The sequence below is a fragment of the Cupriavidus sp. PB-02 genome (assembly GCF_058252315.1).
The window spans coordinates 2,383,996-2,400,409 of sequence record NZ_CM177694.1 but is presented as its reverse complement, the minus strand read 5'-3'; the positions used below and the strand labels follow the sequence as shown (position 1 = coordinate 2,400,409).

At 66.0% G+C, this 16,414-nt stretch carries 14 protein-coding genes; 13 read left to right on the top strand and 1 reads right to left on the bottom strand.

Annotated elements, in window-relative coordinates:
• Nucleotides 1-43: 43 nt before the first annotated feature.
• From uppS to AC10V3_RS11195, 12 genes are all read left to right on the top strand, one after another.
• A complete protein-coding gene (uppS, locus tag AC10V3_RS11250) occupies nt 44-814 on the top strand; it encodes an undecaprenyl pyrophosphate synthase (RefSeq protein WP_022535332.1) in 771 nt (256 codons plus the stop codon).
• 33 nt (nt 815-847) lie between these two features.
• Nucleotides 848-1,669 carry a phosphatidate cytidylyltransferase gene (locus tag AC10V3_RS11245; protein WP_022535331.1) on the top strand — a complete coding sequence of 274 codons (822 nt, stop codon included), beginning with the start codon at nt 848-850 and terminating at the stop codon, nt 1,667-1,669.
• 23 nt (nt 1,670-1,692) lie between these two features.
• Nucleotides 1,693-2,874: a 1-deoxy-D-xylulose-5-phosphate reductoisomerase gene (ispC, locus tag AC10V3_RS11240; RefSeq protein ID WP_490922219.1), complete on the top strand. Its 1,182-nt coding sequence runs from the start codon at nt 1,693-1,695 to the stop codon at nt 2,872-2,874.
• Between the two features lie 107 nt (nt 2,875-2,981).
• Nucleotides 2,982-4,397 (top strand): RIP metalloprotease RseP, encoded by a 1,416-nt coding sequence (gene rseP, locus AC10V3_RS11235; RefSeq protein WP_022535329.1) that lies wholly within the window; start codon nt 2,982-2,984, stop codon nt 4,395-4,397.
• Nucleotides 4,398-4,497: 100 nt separating this feature from the next.
• Nucleotides 4,498-6,831 carry an outer membrane protein assembly factor BamA gene (gene bamA / locus AC10V3_RS11230; RefSeq protein WP_022535328.1) on the top strand — a complete coding sequence of 778 codons (2,334 nt, stop codon included), beginning with the start codon at nt 4,498-4,500 and terminating at the stop codon, nt 6,829-6,831.
• A 21-nt stretch (nt 6,832-6,852) separates the two neighbouring features.
• Nucleotides 6,853-7,380 (top strand): OmpH/Skp family outer membrane protein, encoded by a 528-nt coding sequence (locus AC10V3_RS11225; protein ID WP_022535327.1) that lies wholly within the window; start codon nt 6,853-6,855, stop codon nt 7,378-7,380.
• 55 nt (nt 7,381-7,435) lie between these two features.
• On the top strand, nt 7,436-8,527 hold the full coding sequence (lpxD, locus tag AC10V3_RS11220; protein WP_022535326.1) for a UDP-3-O-(3-hydroxymyristoyl)glucosamine N-acyltransferase: 1,092 nt from the start codon (nt 7,436-7,438) through the stop codon (nt 8,525-8,527).
• 11 nt (nt 8,528-8,538) lie between these two features.
• A complete protein-coding gene (gene fabZ / locus AC10V3_RS11215; RefSeq protein WP_022535325.1) occupies nt 8,539-8,988 on the top strand; it encodes a 3-hydroxyacyl-ACP dehydratase FabZ in 450 nt (149 codons plus the stop codon).
• Nucleotides 8,989-9,121: 133 nt separating this feature from the next.
• Nucleotides 9,122-9,925, top strand: a complete 804-nt coding sequence (lpxA, locus tag AC10V3_RS11210) for an acyl-ACP--UDP-N-acetylglucosamine O-acyltransferase (RefSeq protein ID WP_022535324.1) — start codon at nt 9,122-9,124, stop codon at nt 9,923-9,925.
• Nucleotides 9,926-9,938: 13 nt separating this feature from the next.
• Nucleotides 9,939-11,147: a lipid-A-disaccharide synthase gene (gene lpxB / locus AC10V3_RS11205; RefSeq protein WP_490922218.1), complete on the top strand. Its 1,209-nt coding sequence runs from the start codon at nt 9,939-9,941 to the stop codon at nt 11,145-11,147.
• Nucleotides 11,147-11,863, top strand: a complete 717-nt coding sequence (rnhB, locus tag AC10V3_RS11200; protein ID WP_022535322.1) for a ribonuclease HII — start codon at nt 11,147-11,149, stop codon at nt 11,861-11,863. The genes lpxB and rnhB overlap by 1 nt, the downstream gene beginning before the upstream one ends.
• Nucleotides 11,864-11,888: 25 nt before the next feature.
• Complete coding sequence (locus tag AC10V3_RS11195; RefSeq protein WP_041681063.1) at nt 11,889-12,665, top strand: TrmH family RNA methyltransferase; 777 nt, start codon at nt 11,889-11,891, stop codon at nt 12,663-12,665.
• A gap of 45 nt (nt 12,666-12,710) precedes the next feature.
• Here the strand turns inward: AC10V3_RS11195 and ppsR are convergent, their stop codons facing one another.
• Entirely contained in the window at nt 12,711-13,514 is an 804-nt protein-coding gene (ppsR, locus tag AC10V3_RS11190; protein WP_010809585.1) for a posphoenolpyruvate synthetase regulatory kinase/phosphorylase PpsR, read from the bottom strand.
• A 449-nt stretch (nt 13,515-13,963) separates the two neighbouring features.
• On the opposite strand from ppsR, the gene ppsA reads away from it, so the two are divergent.
• Entirely contained in the window at nt 13,964-16,348 is a 2,385-nt protein-coding gene (gene ppsA / locus AC10V3_RS11185) for a phosphoenolpyruvate synthase (RefSeq protein WP_022535320.1), read from the top strand.
• Nucleotides 16,349-16,414 lie beyond the last annotated feature (66 nt).

Here is a 16,414-nt window from a genome sequence, read left to right as displayed (position 1 = left end):
CCGTCCCGGCACCTGCCGGGGCAGTCAGAGACCGTCTGCCATCATGCAGCACATCAGTTCAACGCTCGACGTACCCGATACCTCCTATGTGCCCCGCCACGTTGCCATCATCATGGACGGCAACGGTCGCTGGGCGACCCAGCGGCACCTGCCGCGCGTTGCCGGGCACACCCGGGGGCTGGACGCGGTGCGCGCGGTGGTGGAAGCCAGCGCCGCCCGGGGCGTGCAGTACCTGACGCTGTTCGCGTTCAGCTCCGAGAACTGGCGCCGCCCCGCGGACGAAGTCTCGTTCCTGATGCGGTTGTTCATGACGGCGCTGCGGCGCGAAGTGGTCAAGATGCACGCCAACAACATCCGGCTGCGGGTGGTGGGCGACCTGGGCCGCTTCAGCCCCCGCATCCAGCAGCTGATCAAGGACGCCGAGGCGCGCACCGCCGGCAATACCGGCCTGACCGTGACCATCGCCGCCAACTATGGCGGGCGCTGGGACCTGCTGCAGGCCATGCGCAAGATGCTGGCGCGCTCGCCCATGCTCGATCCGGAAGCGATCGAGGAATCCATGCTGGCGCCGCACCTGGCCATGGCCTATGCGCCGGAGCCGGACCTGTTTATCCGCACCGGCGGCGAACAGCGCATCAGCAACTTCCTGTTGTGGCAGCTCGCGTATTCCGAACTGTATTTCACCGACGTGTACTGGCCGGATTTCGACGCCGCGGAACTGGACAAGGCCTTTGCCTCGTACCGCCAGCGCGAACGCCGTTTTGGCCGCACCAGCGCGCAGCTGGTCGCCCCGGGATTGTCGGGCACGGCCTGAGCCCACTCCAACCTTTCACCGGGACCGCAGCGCATGCTCCTCACCCGCGTCATCACCGCCCTGTGCCTGTTGCTGCTGATCCTGCCGATCCTGTTCCTGGCGCCGCCTGCGGGGCTTGCGGGGCTGGTGGGCTTGATCGTGCTGCTGGCCGGCTGGGAATTCGGCCGCCTGATCGGGCTGCGCGGGCCGTGGCCCTATGTCTATGCGCTGGCCTGCCTGATCGCGGCCATCACCTGGCATGACCTGCCGCTGCGCCACGCCACCACCTGGCTGCTGGAAGCCGCCGTGATCTGCTGGGGCGTGGCCGTGGTTCTGCTGGCGCGCGGCGTGCGCACCGCGACCCCGGCCTTCACCGCGCTGGGCGCCGTGCTCGGGCTGGTGATGCTGCCCGCGTTCGCCCATGCCACCATGATCCTGCGCGGCGCCGGCATCGGCGTGCTGCTGACCGCGGCCGTGCTGGTGTGGGCGGCGGATATCGGTGCGTATTTCACCGGCAAGGCCATCGGCCGGCGCAAGCTCGCGCCCGGCATCAGCCCGGGCAAGTCCTGGGAGGGCGCCATCGGCGGGTGGCTGCTGGCACTGCTGATCGGGCTGGCGCTGGCCGCCACGCATGCCTTTGCGCCGACGTGGTTCTCGGCGATGGGCGACCGCGGCGGCCTTGTCTATGTGGCCGTGCTGACCACGCTGCTGGTCGCGGCGAGCGTGGTCGGCGACCTGTTTGAGTCGCTGCTCAAGCGCCAGGTCGGCAAGAAGGACAGCAGCCGGCTGCTGCCCGGCCACGGCGGCGTGCTGGACCGGATCGATGCCTTGCTGCCGGTGTTCCCGCTGGCGGCACTGATGCTGATTTTTCTTTGAAGCCTTCTCTGAAGCGGTCTGATATGCAGCGCATTACCATCCTGGGCGCCACCGGTTCCATCGGCGAAAGCACGCTGGACGTGATCAGGCGCCACCCCGACCGCTACACGGTGCATGCGCTGACCGCCCACCGTCAGGTGCGCAAGCTGGCCGACCAGTGCATCGCATTCCGCCCGGCCCGCGCCGTGGTCGGGACCGCCGAGGCGGCCGCCGAACTGCAGGTGCTGCTGCGCGAGGCCGGTGTCGGCACCGAAGTCAGCTACGGCGAGGCCGAGCTGGAATCGGTGGCCGCCGACGCGCAGACCGATGCCGTGATGGCCGCGATCGTCGGCGCCGCCGGCCTGCGCCCGACGCTTGCCGCCGCGCGCGCTGCCAAGCGCGTGCTGCTGGCCAACAAGGAAGCGCTGGTGATGTCGGGCCGCATCTTCATGGATGCTGTGCGCGAGCACGGCGCCACGCTGCTGCCGATCGACAGCGAGCACAACGCCATCTTCCAGTGCCTGCCGGCCGACGACCCGCGCTACGGCCGCGGCGTGGCCAGGGTGCTGCTGACCGCGTCGGGCGGGCCGTTCCGCACGCGCGACCCGGCCACGCTGCACGATATCTCGCCCGACCAGGCCTGCGCCCACCCCAACTGGGTCATGGGCCGCAAGATCTCGGTCGACTCCGCCACCATGATGAACAAGGGCCTCGAAGTAATCGAGGCGCACTGGCTGTTCGGCGCGCCCGCCGAGCGCATCGAGGTACTGATCCACCCGCAGAGCATCGTGCATTCGATGGTGGCCTATCACGACGGCTCGGTGCTGGCGCAGCTCGGCAACCCGGACATGCGCACGCCGATTGCCTACGGCCTGGCCTATCCCGAGCGAATCGACGCGGGCGTGACGCCGCTGGATCTGACCCGGGCGGGAGGGCTGAATTTCGAAAAGCCGGACCTGCAGCGCTTCCCGTGCCTCGGCCTGGCCTTCGACGCACTGCGTGCCGGCGGGGTGGCGCCGGCGGTGCTCAATGCTGCCAATGAAGTGGCGGTCGAGGCATTCCTTGGCGGCAAAGTGCGCTTCACGGACATTGCGGGCATCGTTAGGCAGGTGCTTGAGGCTGCACCTCAAGGCCCTGCAGATACGCTCGAAGCAGTGCTCGACGCCGACCGGCTCGCCCGCGAGGCGGCGCGCTCGACCGTGGCGCCGCCGGCTGCCAACCGCTGATCCGGCGGGCTGGCCTGCCGCATCTGCGACAATAGCGGGTGCGGCGGCACGGGTCCCCCTCGGACCCGGCGCGCCCGCCCAGCCCTCGTTACTGACGTCCCGACGCCATGCAAACCGTACTCGCTTTCATCGTCGCCCTGTGCGTGCTGATCTATGTGCACGAAATGGGGCACTACCTCGCCGCCCGTGCCTGCGGCGTGAAGGTGCTGCGCTTTTCCATCGGCTTCGGGCGGCCGCTGCTGCGCTGGATCTCGAAGAGCCGCGACCGCACCGAATGGACGGTGGCGGCGATCCCGCTGGGCGGCTACGTCAGGATGCTGGACGAGCGTGAGTTCGATCCCGGGCGCGACTCACCCATCGATCCGATCGACCTGCCGCGCGCCTTCAACCGCCAGCCGGTGGGCAAGCGCTTCATCATCGTGGCGGCCGGGCCGCTGGCCAATTTCCTGCTGGCGATCGTGCTGTACTTTGCGCTGTTCGCCGGCGGCATGCGCGAGCCCGCGCCCATCGTGGCCGCGCCCGCGGCCGGCACCACGGCGGCGCAGGCCGGCGTGCGTGAGGGCGACCGGGTGCTGTCGCTGACCGCCAACGGCCATACCGAACCAGTGCGTTCCTGGAATGACCTGCGCATGGCCGTGTTTGCCGAGGGCTTCGGCGATGCGCGCGCCGTGCTGCGCGTGCGCAGCCCCGACGGCGCCGAGCGCGACGTCACGCTGGCGCGCCTGCCCAATACCGGCGGCAATCCCGAGCAGGACCCGCTTGCCACGCTCGGCCTGAACCTGAAGGGCGGGCCGGTGACGATCACCGAGGTGCTGCCCGGTTCCGCCGCCGAGCGCGCCGGCCTGAAGAAGGGCGACCGCGTGGTGGCCTGGCAGGGCACTCCGCTGACGCAGGCCAGCGCGCTGATCAAGGCGGTGCGCAGCCAGCCTGGCCAGACCGTGACGCTGGGCATCGAGCGCGACGGCAAGCGCCTGGACGTGCCGGTGACGCTGGACAGCGCCCCGGCGCGCGATGGCGAGAAGACGGCAAGCGCGGATCCAAGCAAGAATGCGCCCGCGCCCTCGGGCAAGCTCGGCGCGGCGCTCAGCCAGGCGGTGGAAATGGAAACCGTGCGCTACCGGCCGGACCAGGCGCTGGCGCGCGCGGTGGGCCAGGTCTGGGACACCAGCGCGCTGTCGCTGAAGCTGCTCGGCAAGATGCTGGTGGGGCAGGCATCGCTGCAGAACCTGAGCGGTCCGCTGACCGTGGCGGATTACGCGGGACGTGCCGCAAACCTCGGCCTGCAGGCGTTTATCAGCTTCCTGGCGCTGGTCAGCGTCAGCCTCGGGGTACTGAATTTGTTACCTATTCCGGTTCTGGACGGGGGGCATTTGCTGTATTATTGCGTGGAATTTTTGACTGGCCGGCCCGTCCCAGACCACTGGCAGGCAATGCTGCAGAAGGTTGGCATCGCCTGCATCTTGCTCCTGACTTCGCTCGCTTTGTTCAATGACGTCAGCCGAATGTTTCTGGCGAACGGCTAGAAACGTGTGTCGGCAAGAGGGGCGGTCGTGTCGTCGGACACCGTCGCCGGGGACGCCATTGTCACGCGCAGTCCAACGAGGCATCGGAGCGCAATCCTGGATGGAATCAAAGAGGGGATCAACATTGATCAGACATAAGCGCATTTCGCTGGGCTTGCTGGCGAGTGCCGTTATTGCAGCCTGGAGCCCGGCGGGCTGGGCTGCCGATCCGTTCGTCGTCAGGGACATCCGCGTTGAGGGCCTGCAACGCGTCGAGCCGGGTACCGTGTTTGGCTACCTTCCTGTGCGCGTCGGTGAAACCTTCACCGACGACAAGGGCGCCGATGCCATCCGTGCCCTCTACAATACCGGCTTCTTCAAGGACGTGCAGATCCGCGCCGAAGACGGCGTGCTGGTGGTGCAGGTCGAGGAGCGCCCGGCCATCTCGCAGCTCGAGTTCGTCGGCATCAAGGAATTCGACAAGGACACGCTGCGCCGTTCGTTGCGCGCGGTCGGCGTGGCTGAAGCCCGTTACTACGACAAGGCACTGATCGACAAGGCCGAGCAAGAGCTCAAGCGCCAGTACGTCGCGCGCGGCTACTATGCCGCCGACGTGCAGACCACGATCACGCCGGTGGACCGCAACCGCGTCTCGGTGGTGTTCAACGTCGAAGAGGGGCCGGTCGCCAAGATCCGCCAGATCAATATCGTCGGCAACAAGGCCTTCAAGGAAGGCACGCTGCGCGACGAGATGCAGCTGTCCACGCCGAACTGGCTGTCGTGGTACACCAAGAACGACCTGTACTCGAAGCAGAAGCTGACCGCCGACCTGGAAGCGCTGCGCTCGTTCTACCTGAACCGCGGCTACCTGGAGTTCGCGATCGAATCGACCCAGGTGTCGATCACGCCGGACAAGAAGGACATCTACCTGACGCTGAACATCAAGGAAGGCGAGCAGTACAAGGTGTCCGACATCCGCCTGGCCGGCGAGCTGCTCGGCAAGCAGGAGGAAATGGAAAAGCTGCTGCAGCTGAAGAAGGGCGACATCTTCTCGTCCGAAAAGCTGACCGCCAGCACCAAGGCCATCACCGACCTGCTCGGCACCTACGGCTACGCCTTCACCACCATCAATCCGCAGCCGAACATCGACCAGCAGAAGCGTGAAGTCGCGCTGACGCTGATGGTCGACCCGGGCCGCCGCGTCTACGTGCGCCGCGTCAACGTGGTGGGCAACAGCAAGACCCGCGACGAAGTGGTGCGCCGCGAGATGCGCCAGATGGAAAGCTCGTGGTTCGACAGCGAGAAGCTGCAGCAGTCGCAGGCACGTATCAACCGGACCGGGTACTTCACCGACACCAACATCACCACCGAGGACGTGCCGGGCGCGCCCGACCAGGTCGATGTGAACGTCAACGTGACGGAAAAACCGACCGGCCAGATCAGCCTGGGCGTGGGCTTCTCGTCCACCGACAAGCTGGTGCTGCAGGCCGGCCTGCGCCAGGACAACGTGTTCGGCTCCGGTACCAGCCTGGGCCTGGACGTGAACACCGCCAAGTCGTTCCGTACCATCGCGCTGACGCAGTACGACCCGTACTTCACGGTGGACGGCATCAGCCGCTCGACCGATATCTACTACCGTACCTCGCGCCCGCTGTACTACACCGGCGACCAGGACTACAAGATCGTGTCCGCCGGCGGCGGCTTCAAGTTCGGCGTGCCGTTCTCGGAAGTCGATACGGTGTTCTTCGGCATCGGCTACGAACGGACCCAGGTTTATACCTCGGTCAACACGCCGGCGCAGTACACCGACTGGCTCAGCAAGATCGGCAAGAGCTCGGGCGACGGGATCAACAATTTCCCGTTCACCATCGGCTGGGCACGTGACCGCCGCGACAGCGCACTGGTCCCGACCAAGGGCCCATACACCCAGGCCAACCTGGAAGTCGGCCTGCCGGGCGGTGACACGCAGTACTACCGTGCCAGCGTGCAGCAGCAGTACTTCTATCCGATCTCGAAGGCCTTTACGCTGGCACTGAACGGTGAAGTCGCCTACGGCCACGGCTACGGCAACACGCCGTTCCCGGTGTTCAAGTACTTCTACGCCGGCGGTATCGGCTCGGTGCGTGGCTACCAGACCAGCACGCTGGGCCCGAAGGACCAGAACGGCAACCCGGTGGGCGGTGCCTCCAAGATGATCGGCAACATCGAATTCATCTTCCCGCTGCCTGGCTCGGGCGTGGACCGCACGCTGCGCCTGTTCACGTTCTTTGACTTCGGTAACGTCTACCAGGAAGGTGCGCCGCTGCGCTTCAGCGACCTCAAGTACTCGACCGGCTTCGGCATGTCGTGGCTGTCGCCGATCGGCCCGCTGAAGATCAGCATGGGCTTCCCGCTCAAGCGCGACGATACCGACAAGGTCCAGCGCTTCCAGTTCCAGATCGGCACGGCATTCTGATTCTGATAAAGGATCTGTTTCATGAATACAAAATCCAAACTGGTCAAATCCCTGGGCGCCGCCGCGCTCGCCACGGCGGCTATCTGCGCCGCGGCGCCGGCCATGGCCCAGGAGGCGCGCATTGCCGCCGTCAATTCCGAACGCATCCTGCGCGACTCGCAGCCGGCCAAGCTGGCCCAGGTCAAGCTGGAGCAGGAGTTCTCCAAGCGCGACCGCGAACTGCAGGACATGGCCCAGAAGATCAAGGGCATGGCCGACAAGCTTGACAAGGACACGACCGTGCTGGCCGACGCCGACCGCCAGCGCCGCCAGCGTGAAGTGGCCGACCTCGACCGCGAGTTCCAGCGCAAGCAGCGCGAGTTCCGCGAAGACCTGAACCAGCGCCGCAATGAAGAACTGGCGCAGGTGCTGGAGCGCGCCAACCGCGTGATCCGCCAGCTGGCCGAACAGCGCAAGTACGACCTGATCGTGCAGGAAGCGGTCTATGTGAACCCGCGTATCGACATCACCGACGACGTGATGAAGGCGCTGAACGCCGGCGCCAGGTAAGCCGCCCCGGTTTTCACGTTCTTTCGTCTTTTCGTTTTTTTCAGGAAGTACCGCCATGCAGACACCCACACTGGGTCAGCTCGCCACCGAGAACGGCGCGCAGGTTGTGGGTGATCCCGACCTGGCGATCGTTGGCCTCGCTCCGCTGGATCAGGCCGGACCGGCCGAGCTCTCGTTCCTGTCCAATCCGCTCTACCTGCAGCAGGCGCTCGACTCCAAGGCTGGCGCCGTGATCGTGTCGGCGTCCGACCTCGAGCGCATCCGCGCCGAGGGCCGGGCCGACGGCCGCAACTGGCTGGTGGCGCGCAATCCCTATGTCTGCTTTGCCCGCGTGGCGCAGTGCTTCGACCGCGCCGCCAATACCGATACGCGCGTCGGCATCGACCCGCGCGCGACGGTGTCGCCGGATGCGGTGGTGCCGGCGTCTTGCTACATCGGCCCCAACGTGGTGATCGAGCGCGGCGCACGCCTGGGCGAGCGCGTGCGCATCCTGGCCAACAGCTATGTCGGCGCGCATGCCGAGATCGGCGATGATTCGCTGCTCTACGCCAATGTTTCGGTCTACCACCAATGCGTGGTCGGTGCCCGTGCGATCCTGCACAGCGGCGTGGTGATTGGCGCGGACGGCTTCGGCTTTGCGCCGGATATCAGCGCGACCGGCGTCGAATACGTGAAGATCCCGCAGACGGGACGCGCCGTGCTGGGCGATGACGTGGAGGTCGGCGCCAATACCGCGATCGACCGCGGCGCCATGGCCGACACCGTGATCGAAGAAGGCTGCAAGATCGACAACCAGGTCCAGATCGCACACAACGTGCGCGTCGGGGCCCATACGGTCATTGCCGGGTGCGCCGCGGTATCGGGCAGCACGCGCATCGGCCGTTTCTGCGTGATCGGGGGCGCGGCCAATTTTGCCGGCCACCTGAGCATTGCCGACCGCACCACAGTGTCCGGCGGCACCTCGATCACCAAATCCATTACCAAGCCCGGGGGCCATTTCACCAGCGTCTTCCCGTTCCTGCCGCACGGCGAGTGGGAACGCAACGCAGCCATCGTGCGCGGCCTGAGCAAGCTGCGCGAACGGGTGGTGGCGCTGGAACGTCGCCTGCGCGGCCAGTCCGCCGGTTCCCCAACCTCACAAGACTAAGAGAAATCATCATGACCGCAGCCGACATCGACATTCGCCAGATCCTTAAGCTGCTGCCGCATCGCTATCCGTTCCTGATGGTGGACCGCGTGCTGGAGTTCGAGCCGGGCAAGCGCATCAAGACGCTGAAGAACGTCACCATCAACGAGCCTTATTTCATGGGCCATTTCCCCGAGCAACCGGTGATGCCGGGGGTGATGATCCTCGAGGCGCTGGCACAGTCCGCTGGCCTGCTGACTTTCGGTGCGGAGATGGAGCGCAAGGAAGGCTCGCTGTACTACTTCGTCGGCATCGACGGCGCCCGCTTCAAGCAGGTGGTATACCCGGGCGACCAGTTGCACATGAACGTGACGGTCGAGCGCTATATCCGCGGCATCTGGAAATTCAAGGCGTTCGCCACGGTGGACGCCAAGGTGGCCTGCGAGGCGGAGCTGATGTGCACCGTGAAGCAGGCCGAGTGAGGCCGCCAGCGGCCCGCGGCATCGCCGCAGGCCGCGCGCCGCGCCCGCTCTGACGGGCGCGGGCGGCCAGGACGGGAACCTTTGCCCCCCGGCATGGGCCCATCCTTCACCAGACACACCACAGGACAGACGTATGACGCAAATCCATCCCACCGCACTGGTCGACCCGAAGGCAGAACTGGCTTCCGACGTGACCGTCGGGCCGTTCTCTATCGTCGGCGCCAATGTGCGGATCGGCAGCGGCACCCGGATCGGCTCGCATACGACGGTCGAGGGCTACACCACGATCGGCGAGGGCAACCAGATCGGTCCCTATGCTTCGGTCGGCGGCGTGCCGCAGGACATGAAGTACCGCAACGAGCCGACGCGGCTCGAGATCGGCGACCGCAACACCATCCGCGAATTCACCACGATCCACACCGGCACGGTGCAGGACCGCGGCCTGACCAGCATCGGCAACGACAACTGGATCATGGCCTACGTGCATATCGCGCATGACTGCATCGTCGGCAACAACACCGTGTTTTCCAGCAACGCGCAGATCGCCGGCCACGTTGAAGTGGGCGACTGGGCGATCCTGGGCGGCATGAGCGGCGTGCACCAGTTCGTGCGCATCGGCGCCCATGCGATGCTGGGTGGCGCTTCTGCGCTGGTGCAGGACGTGCCGCCGTTCGTGATCGCCGCCAGCGACAAGAGTGGCAACAAGGCCACGCCGCACGGCGTCAACGTCGAGGGGCTGCGCCGCCGCGGCTTCGATGCGGGCCAGATCGGTGCGCTGCGCCAGGCCTACAAGCTGCTTTACAAGTCCGACCTCAGCTTCGACGAGGCACGTAACGAGATCACCGCCTTGCTGGGCCAGGTCGATGCCGGTACCGCGGAACCGCTGCGTGCGTTTGTCGAATTCCTTGCCGCCACCCAGCGCGGCATCGTGCGCTGAGGCCGGACCGGACATGGTCGACGCCGCGATTCGGGGCGACGTGCCCACGGGCAATGGGAGCGTAGCAGGCAAACGCGGCACCATCGCCATGGTGGCCGGAGAGGCCTCGGGCGACCTGCTGGCATCGCTGATGATGGGCGGGCTCAAGGCCCGCCTTGGCGACACGGTCGAGTATTCCGGCATCGGCGGCAAGCGCATGATGGCGCAGGGTTTTACCTCGCGCTGGCCGATGGAAACGCTGTCGGTCAACGGCTACGTCGAGGTGCTGGGCTCGCTGCGCGAGATCCTGGCCACACGCCGCGCCGTGCGCGACTGGCTGCTGGCCAATCCGCCGCTGTGCTTTATCGGGGTCGATGCCCCGGATTTCAATTTCGGGCTGGAAGTGCCGCTGCGGCGCGCCGGCATCCCGGTGGTGCATTTTGTCAGCCCGTCGATCTGGGCCTGGCGCGGCGGGCGCATCCGCACCATCGCGCGCGCGGTGGATCACATCCTGTGCCTGTTCCCGTTCGAGCCCGAGATCTACGCCAAGGCCGGCATCCCCGCCACCTACGTGGGCCATCCGCTGGCTGACGTGATCCCGATGGTGCCCGACGTCGCCGGGGCGCGCGCCGAACTCGGCCTGCCTGCCGGGCACCGCGTGGTCGCCGTGCTGCCGGGCAGCCGCCAGTCCGAGGTGCGCAACCTCGGCGCCACCTTCTTTGCCGCGATGGCTCGCATGCAACGCATGGACCCGAATCTGGCGTTCGTGCTGCCGGCGGCCAGCGCGCCGCTGCGCGCCATCGTCGAGGAACTGCACGCGCAGTATCCCGAACTCCGCCTGACCATCGTCGATGGCAAGTCGCACCAGGCCATGGAAGCCGCCGACGTGGTGCTGCTGGCCAGCGGCACCGCCACGCTCGAAGCGGCGCTGTACAAGAAACCGATGGTGATCTCCTACAAGGTGCCCTGGCTGACCGCGCAGATCATGAAGCGCCAGGGTTACCTGCCGTACGTGGGATTGCCTAATATCCTTTCAGGGCGCTTCGTCGTGCCGGAACTGCTGCAGGACGATGCCACGCCCGAGGCGCTGGCCCGCGAAACGCTGCTGCAGCTCAACGACGAGGGCAACACCGCCTTTCTCTACGAGCATTTCACCCGCATGCACGAGACGCTCAAGTGCAATACCGCGCAACGGGCCGCCGATGTGGTGGTGGACCTGATGCACAGCCGGGGGACCGTCTGATGGCGCGACGCAATGCTGAATCGCCGCAGATGGGGCTGGATCTTGCCCCGGCCGCTGCCGCCGTGCAGCGCCTGTGCGGTGTCGATGAAGCGGGCAGGGGACCGCTGGCCGGGCCGGTCTATGCCGCCGCCGTGGTGCTGGACCCGAAGCGTCCGATCCGCGGGCTGGCCGACTCCAAGATCCTGACCGCCGCCAAGCGCGAGCAACTCTACGACAAGATCTGCGAACGCGCGCTGGGCTGGCATATCGCCTTCGCGACGGTTGAGGAGATCGACACGCTCAACATCCTGCACGCCAGCATGCTGGCGATGCAGCGTGCCGTGCAGGGGCTGGCCGCCAGCGGCGTCGTGCCGGACCTGGTGCAGGTCGACGGCAACCGCTGCCCGCAGGTGCCGTTCCCGGTGGAAGCCATCGTCAAGGGCGATGCTCTGGTCAGGGCGATCTCGGCCGCGTCGATCCTGGCCAAGGTGGCGCGCGACCGCGAGCTGAGGGTGCTGCACGAGCGCTATCCGCAGTACGGCTTCGATTCGCACGTCGGCTATGGCACGCCGCAGCACCTTGCCGCGCTGGCCGAGTTCGGCGCCACGCCGCACCACCGCCGTTCGTTTGCGCCCGTGCGCGAGGCGCTGGAGCAGCGGCCCATGTTCACCGGCATGACCGCGATGGCCGAAGTTACCCAGGTCACCGCCTCGGTTTCGGTCACGGTCGCGCAGTGAAGCGCACCTACCTGATCTCTGCATCGTGAAGCACGTCACCTCGCGCGACAACGCGCTGTTCAAGCATTTGAAGGCCCTGGCCACTTCCACGCACCAGCGCCGCAAGGCCGGGCAGTCGCTGCTCGACGGCGTGCACCTGGCGCAGGCCTATGTGGCCGCGCGCGGCCAGCCGGTCACCTGCGTGGTGTCGGAGCGCCATTACGACCATGCCGAGGTGGCGCCGCTGCTGGCGCTGGTCCAGGCCGAGCGCGTGGTGGTGCTGGCCGATGCGCTATTCACGCAGATCAGCGGCGTGGTCAACGGCATCGACCTGATGCTGGTGATCGAGACGCCGTCCGGTCACCTGCCGGCGCGGATCGAGGAGGACTGCGTGATCCTGGACGGCGTGCAGGATGCTGGCAATGTCGGCTCGATCCTGCGCAGCGCCGCCGCGGCGGGCATCCGCCACGCGTTCCTGGCCACCGGGTGTGCCTTTGCGTGGTCGGTCAAGACGCTACGCGCCGGCATGGGCGCGAACTTCCACCTGAATATCGTCGAGCACTGCACCGTGGATGCGCTCGCGCCGCGGCTGGCGGTGCCGGTGATGGCTACCTCGTCGCACGCCGATGCGGCGGTGTTCGATACCGACCTGCGCGGGCCGGTGGCGTGGGTGGTCGGCAATGAAGGTGCGGGGGTCAGCGAGGCGTGGATGCAGCACGTCACGCGCAAGGTTGGTATCCCGCAACCCGGCGGGCTGGAATCGCTTAACGTGGCGGCTGCGACGGCGATCTGCCTGTTCGAGGCGGTGCGGCAGCGGCGCTGAGCGGGCCAGGCACACAATAAAAAAGCGGCCCGGACGGCCGCTTTTTTAATAGTTGTCGCGATCGACCTTGATCTCCTGCAGGATCGTGGTCGCGATCTCCTCGATCGACTTGTGCGTCGACGACAGCCATTTGATGCCTTCGCGCCGCATCATCGCCTCGGCCTCGTTGACCTCGTAGCGGCAGTTCTCCAGCGCCGCATACTTGCTGCCAGGGCGGCGCTCGTTGCGGATTTCTGTCAGGCGCTGCGGGTCGATGGACAGCCCAAAGATCTTGGGCTTGAACGCATACAGCGCCGAGGGCAGTCGGCCGCGCTCGAAATCGTCCGGGATCAGCGGGTAATTTGCTGCCTTCAGCCCGTATTGCATCGCCAGGTAGAGGCTGGTCGGTGTCTTGCCGCTGCGCGACACGCCCACCAGGATCACATCCGCTTCTTCCAGGTTCTTGTGTGACTGACCGTCATCATGCGCCAGCGAGAAGTTGATGGCCTCGATCCGGTTCTTGTACGCCTCGGTATCTGCATTCTGGTGGAAGCGCCCGATGGCGTGGGTGGACTTCAGGCCCAGTTCCTTTTCCAGCGGCTCGATGAAGGTCTGGAACATGTCCAGAATCATCGCCTTGGCGCGGCGCAGTGCCTTGTTCGCTTCCTGGTTGACCAGCGTGGTGAAGACGATGGGCGGCACGCCTTCGTTGTGGAAGGCCTCGTTGATCTTGCCGACGGCGATATGTGCCTTTTCCGGGGTGTCGACGAAAGGCATGCGCACCTTGCGGAAGCGCATTTCGAACTGGGCAAGGATCGAATGGCTGAAAGTTTCCGCGGTGATGCCGGTGCCATCCGAGACGATGAACACGGTACGCACCGCCGGGCGATCAGCGCCCTGGGCAGCGCCGGCTGGCGCGCTTGCGGGTGCAGTCGCCGCCACGGTGGCGGAGGGGGATTCAGGCTGCGTTCCAGGCTGGGACCCGGAAACCGCTGCACCGGGCGCTTCTGGCTGGGACATGGGTTGCGCAATAAATAGATTCAATCTTCCGCAAAAAAGTGCGGCGCAGCACGGTAGAATAGCGGCGATCTTTTCGCTAAGCAATTCCGCATGGCGCCCGCAGCTGCAACGATCGGGGCCGGAATTGTCGACAATGTGCGCTGCGAGATGAGCGCTGTCGAGAGCCGCAGCGCACGAGACCCACAGCGCAGAATCCCAGCTGCCAGGGGGTTGCTTAGCCAAGCGATCGGTCCGGGAACAGAACATCAAGAACATACCGGGCTTACGCGTCAGGTTTTCTACTTTGTTTTGAGGCTCTCATGACTAACCAGGCAGATAACGGCGCCTATGTGCTGCCGTTCGAGCAGTTGCGCATGGCTGACGTGGAAATCGTCGGCGGCAAGAATTCGTCGCTGGGCGAGATGATCTCCCAGCTGGCGGAAGCCGGCGTCCGGGTTCCCGGCGGCTTTGCCACCACCGCGCTCGCCTTCCGCGACTTCATCGCCCACAACAACCTGACCGAGCGCATCTCGCAGCGCCTCAAGGCGCTGGACGTCGACGACGTCAAGGCGCTCGCCGAGGCCGGTGCCGAGATCCGCGGCTGGGTCGCTGCCGCGCCGTTCCAGCCTCGCCTGGAACAGGAGATCCGCGAGTACTATGCCCGCGTGTCCGAGCGCGAAGGCGCCGAAGCGTCGTTCGCCGTGCGTTCGTCGGCCACCGCCGAAGACCTGCCCGACGCCTCATTCGCCGGCCAGCAGGAGTCCTACCTGAACGTCAGCGGCATCGACGACGTGCTCGACAAGATCAAGCACGTGTTCGCCTCGCTGTACAACGACCGCGCCATTTCCTACCGCGTGCACAAGGGCTTTGCCCATGACGTGGTGGCACTATCCGCCGGTATCCAGCGCATGGTCCGTTCGGACCTGGCCGCCTCGGGCGTGATGTTCACCATCGACACCGAATCCGGCTTCCCCGACGTGGTCTTCATTACCTCCAGCTATGGCCTGGGCGAAACGGTGGTGCAGGGCGCGGTCAACCCGGACGAGTTCTACGTCTTCAAGCCGACGCTGCAGGCTGGCAAGTACCCGATCATCCGCCGCTCGATCGGCTCCAAGCTGATCAAGATGGAATTCACCAAGCCGGGCGAACCCGGTCGCGTGAAGACCGTTGACGTGCCGGGCGAACTGCGCAACCGCTACTCGATCACCGACGAGGACGTGACCGAGCTGTCCAGGTACGCGATGATCATCGAGAAGCACTATGGCCGCCCGATGGACATCGAGTGGGGCAAGGACGGCAAGGACGGCAAGATCTACATCCTGCAGGCCCGCCCGGAAACGGTGAAGAGCCAGTCCGCCGGCAAGGCCGAACTGCGCTTCAAGCTCAAGGGCACCGCGCCCGTGCTGACCAGCGGCCGCGCCATCGGCCAGAAGATCGGCACCGGCCCGGTCCGCGTCATCAACGACCCGTCCGAGATGGAACGCGTGCAGCCCGGCGACGTGCTGGTGGCCGACATGACCGACCCCAATTGGGAACCGGTGATGAAGCGTGCCTCGGCCATCGTCACCAACCGTGGCGGCCGTACCTGCCACGCGGCCATCATCGCGCGTGAACTGGGTGTGCCGGCCGTGGTCGGTTGCGGCGATGCCACCGACGTGCTGAAGGACGGCACGCTGGTGACGGTGTCGTGCGCCGAGGGCGACGAAGGCCGCATCTACGACGGCCTGCTGGAAACCGAAGTGACCGAAGTCCAGCGTGGCGACATGCCGGAAATCGACGTCAAGCTGATGATGAACGTGGGCAATCCGCAGCTGGCGTTCGACTTCGCGCAGATCCCGAACTGCGGCGTCGGCCTGGCCCGCCTGGAATTCATCATCAACAACAACATCGGTGTCCACCCGAAGGCCATCCTCGACTATCCGCAGGTCGATGCCGACCTGAAGAAGGCCGTGGAAAGCGTGGCTCGTGGCCATGCCAGCCCGCGCGCGTTCTACGTCGACAAGCTGGCCGAGGGCATTGCGACGATCGGCGCGGCGTTCTATCCGAAATCCGTGATCGTGCGCCTGTCGGACTTCAAGTCCAACGAGTACAAGAAACTGATCGGCGGTTCGCGCTACGAGCCGGACGAGGAAAACCCGATGCTGGGCTTCCGCGGCGCGTCGCGTTATATCGCCGACGACTTTGCCGAAGCGTTCGAAATGGAATGCAAGGCCATGAAGCGCGTGCGCGATGAAATGGGCCTGACCAACGTCGAGATCATGGTGCCGTTCGTGCGTACGCTGGGCCAGGCCGAGAAGGTCATCGAGCTGCTGGCCAAGCACGGCCTGAAGCGCGGCGAGAACGGCCTGCGCATCATCATGATGTGCGAAGTGCCGTCCAACGCGATCCTCGCCGAAGAGTTCCTGCAGTACTTCGACGGCTTCTCGATCGGCTCGAACGACCTGACCCAGCTGACGCTGGGCCTGGATCGCGATTCGGGCATGGAACTGCTGGCCAAGGACTTCGACGAACGCGACCCGGCAGTGCGGTTCATGCTGTCGCGCGCCATCGAGGCGTGCATCCGCCTGGACAAGTACGTCGGCATCTGCGGCCAGGGCCCTTCGGATCATCCGGATTTTGCCGCGTGGCTGGCCAAGGAAGGTATCAAGTCGATCTCGCTGAACCCGGACTCGGTGGTCGAGACCTGGCGCCAGCTGGCTTCCTGAGGCATTTGACGTCACAATAGCGCTCAATGACAATATGCCGGCGCCTTCGGGCAGCCGGCCGGCACC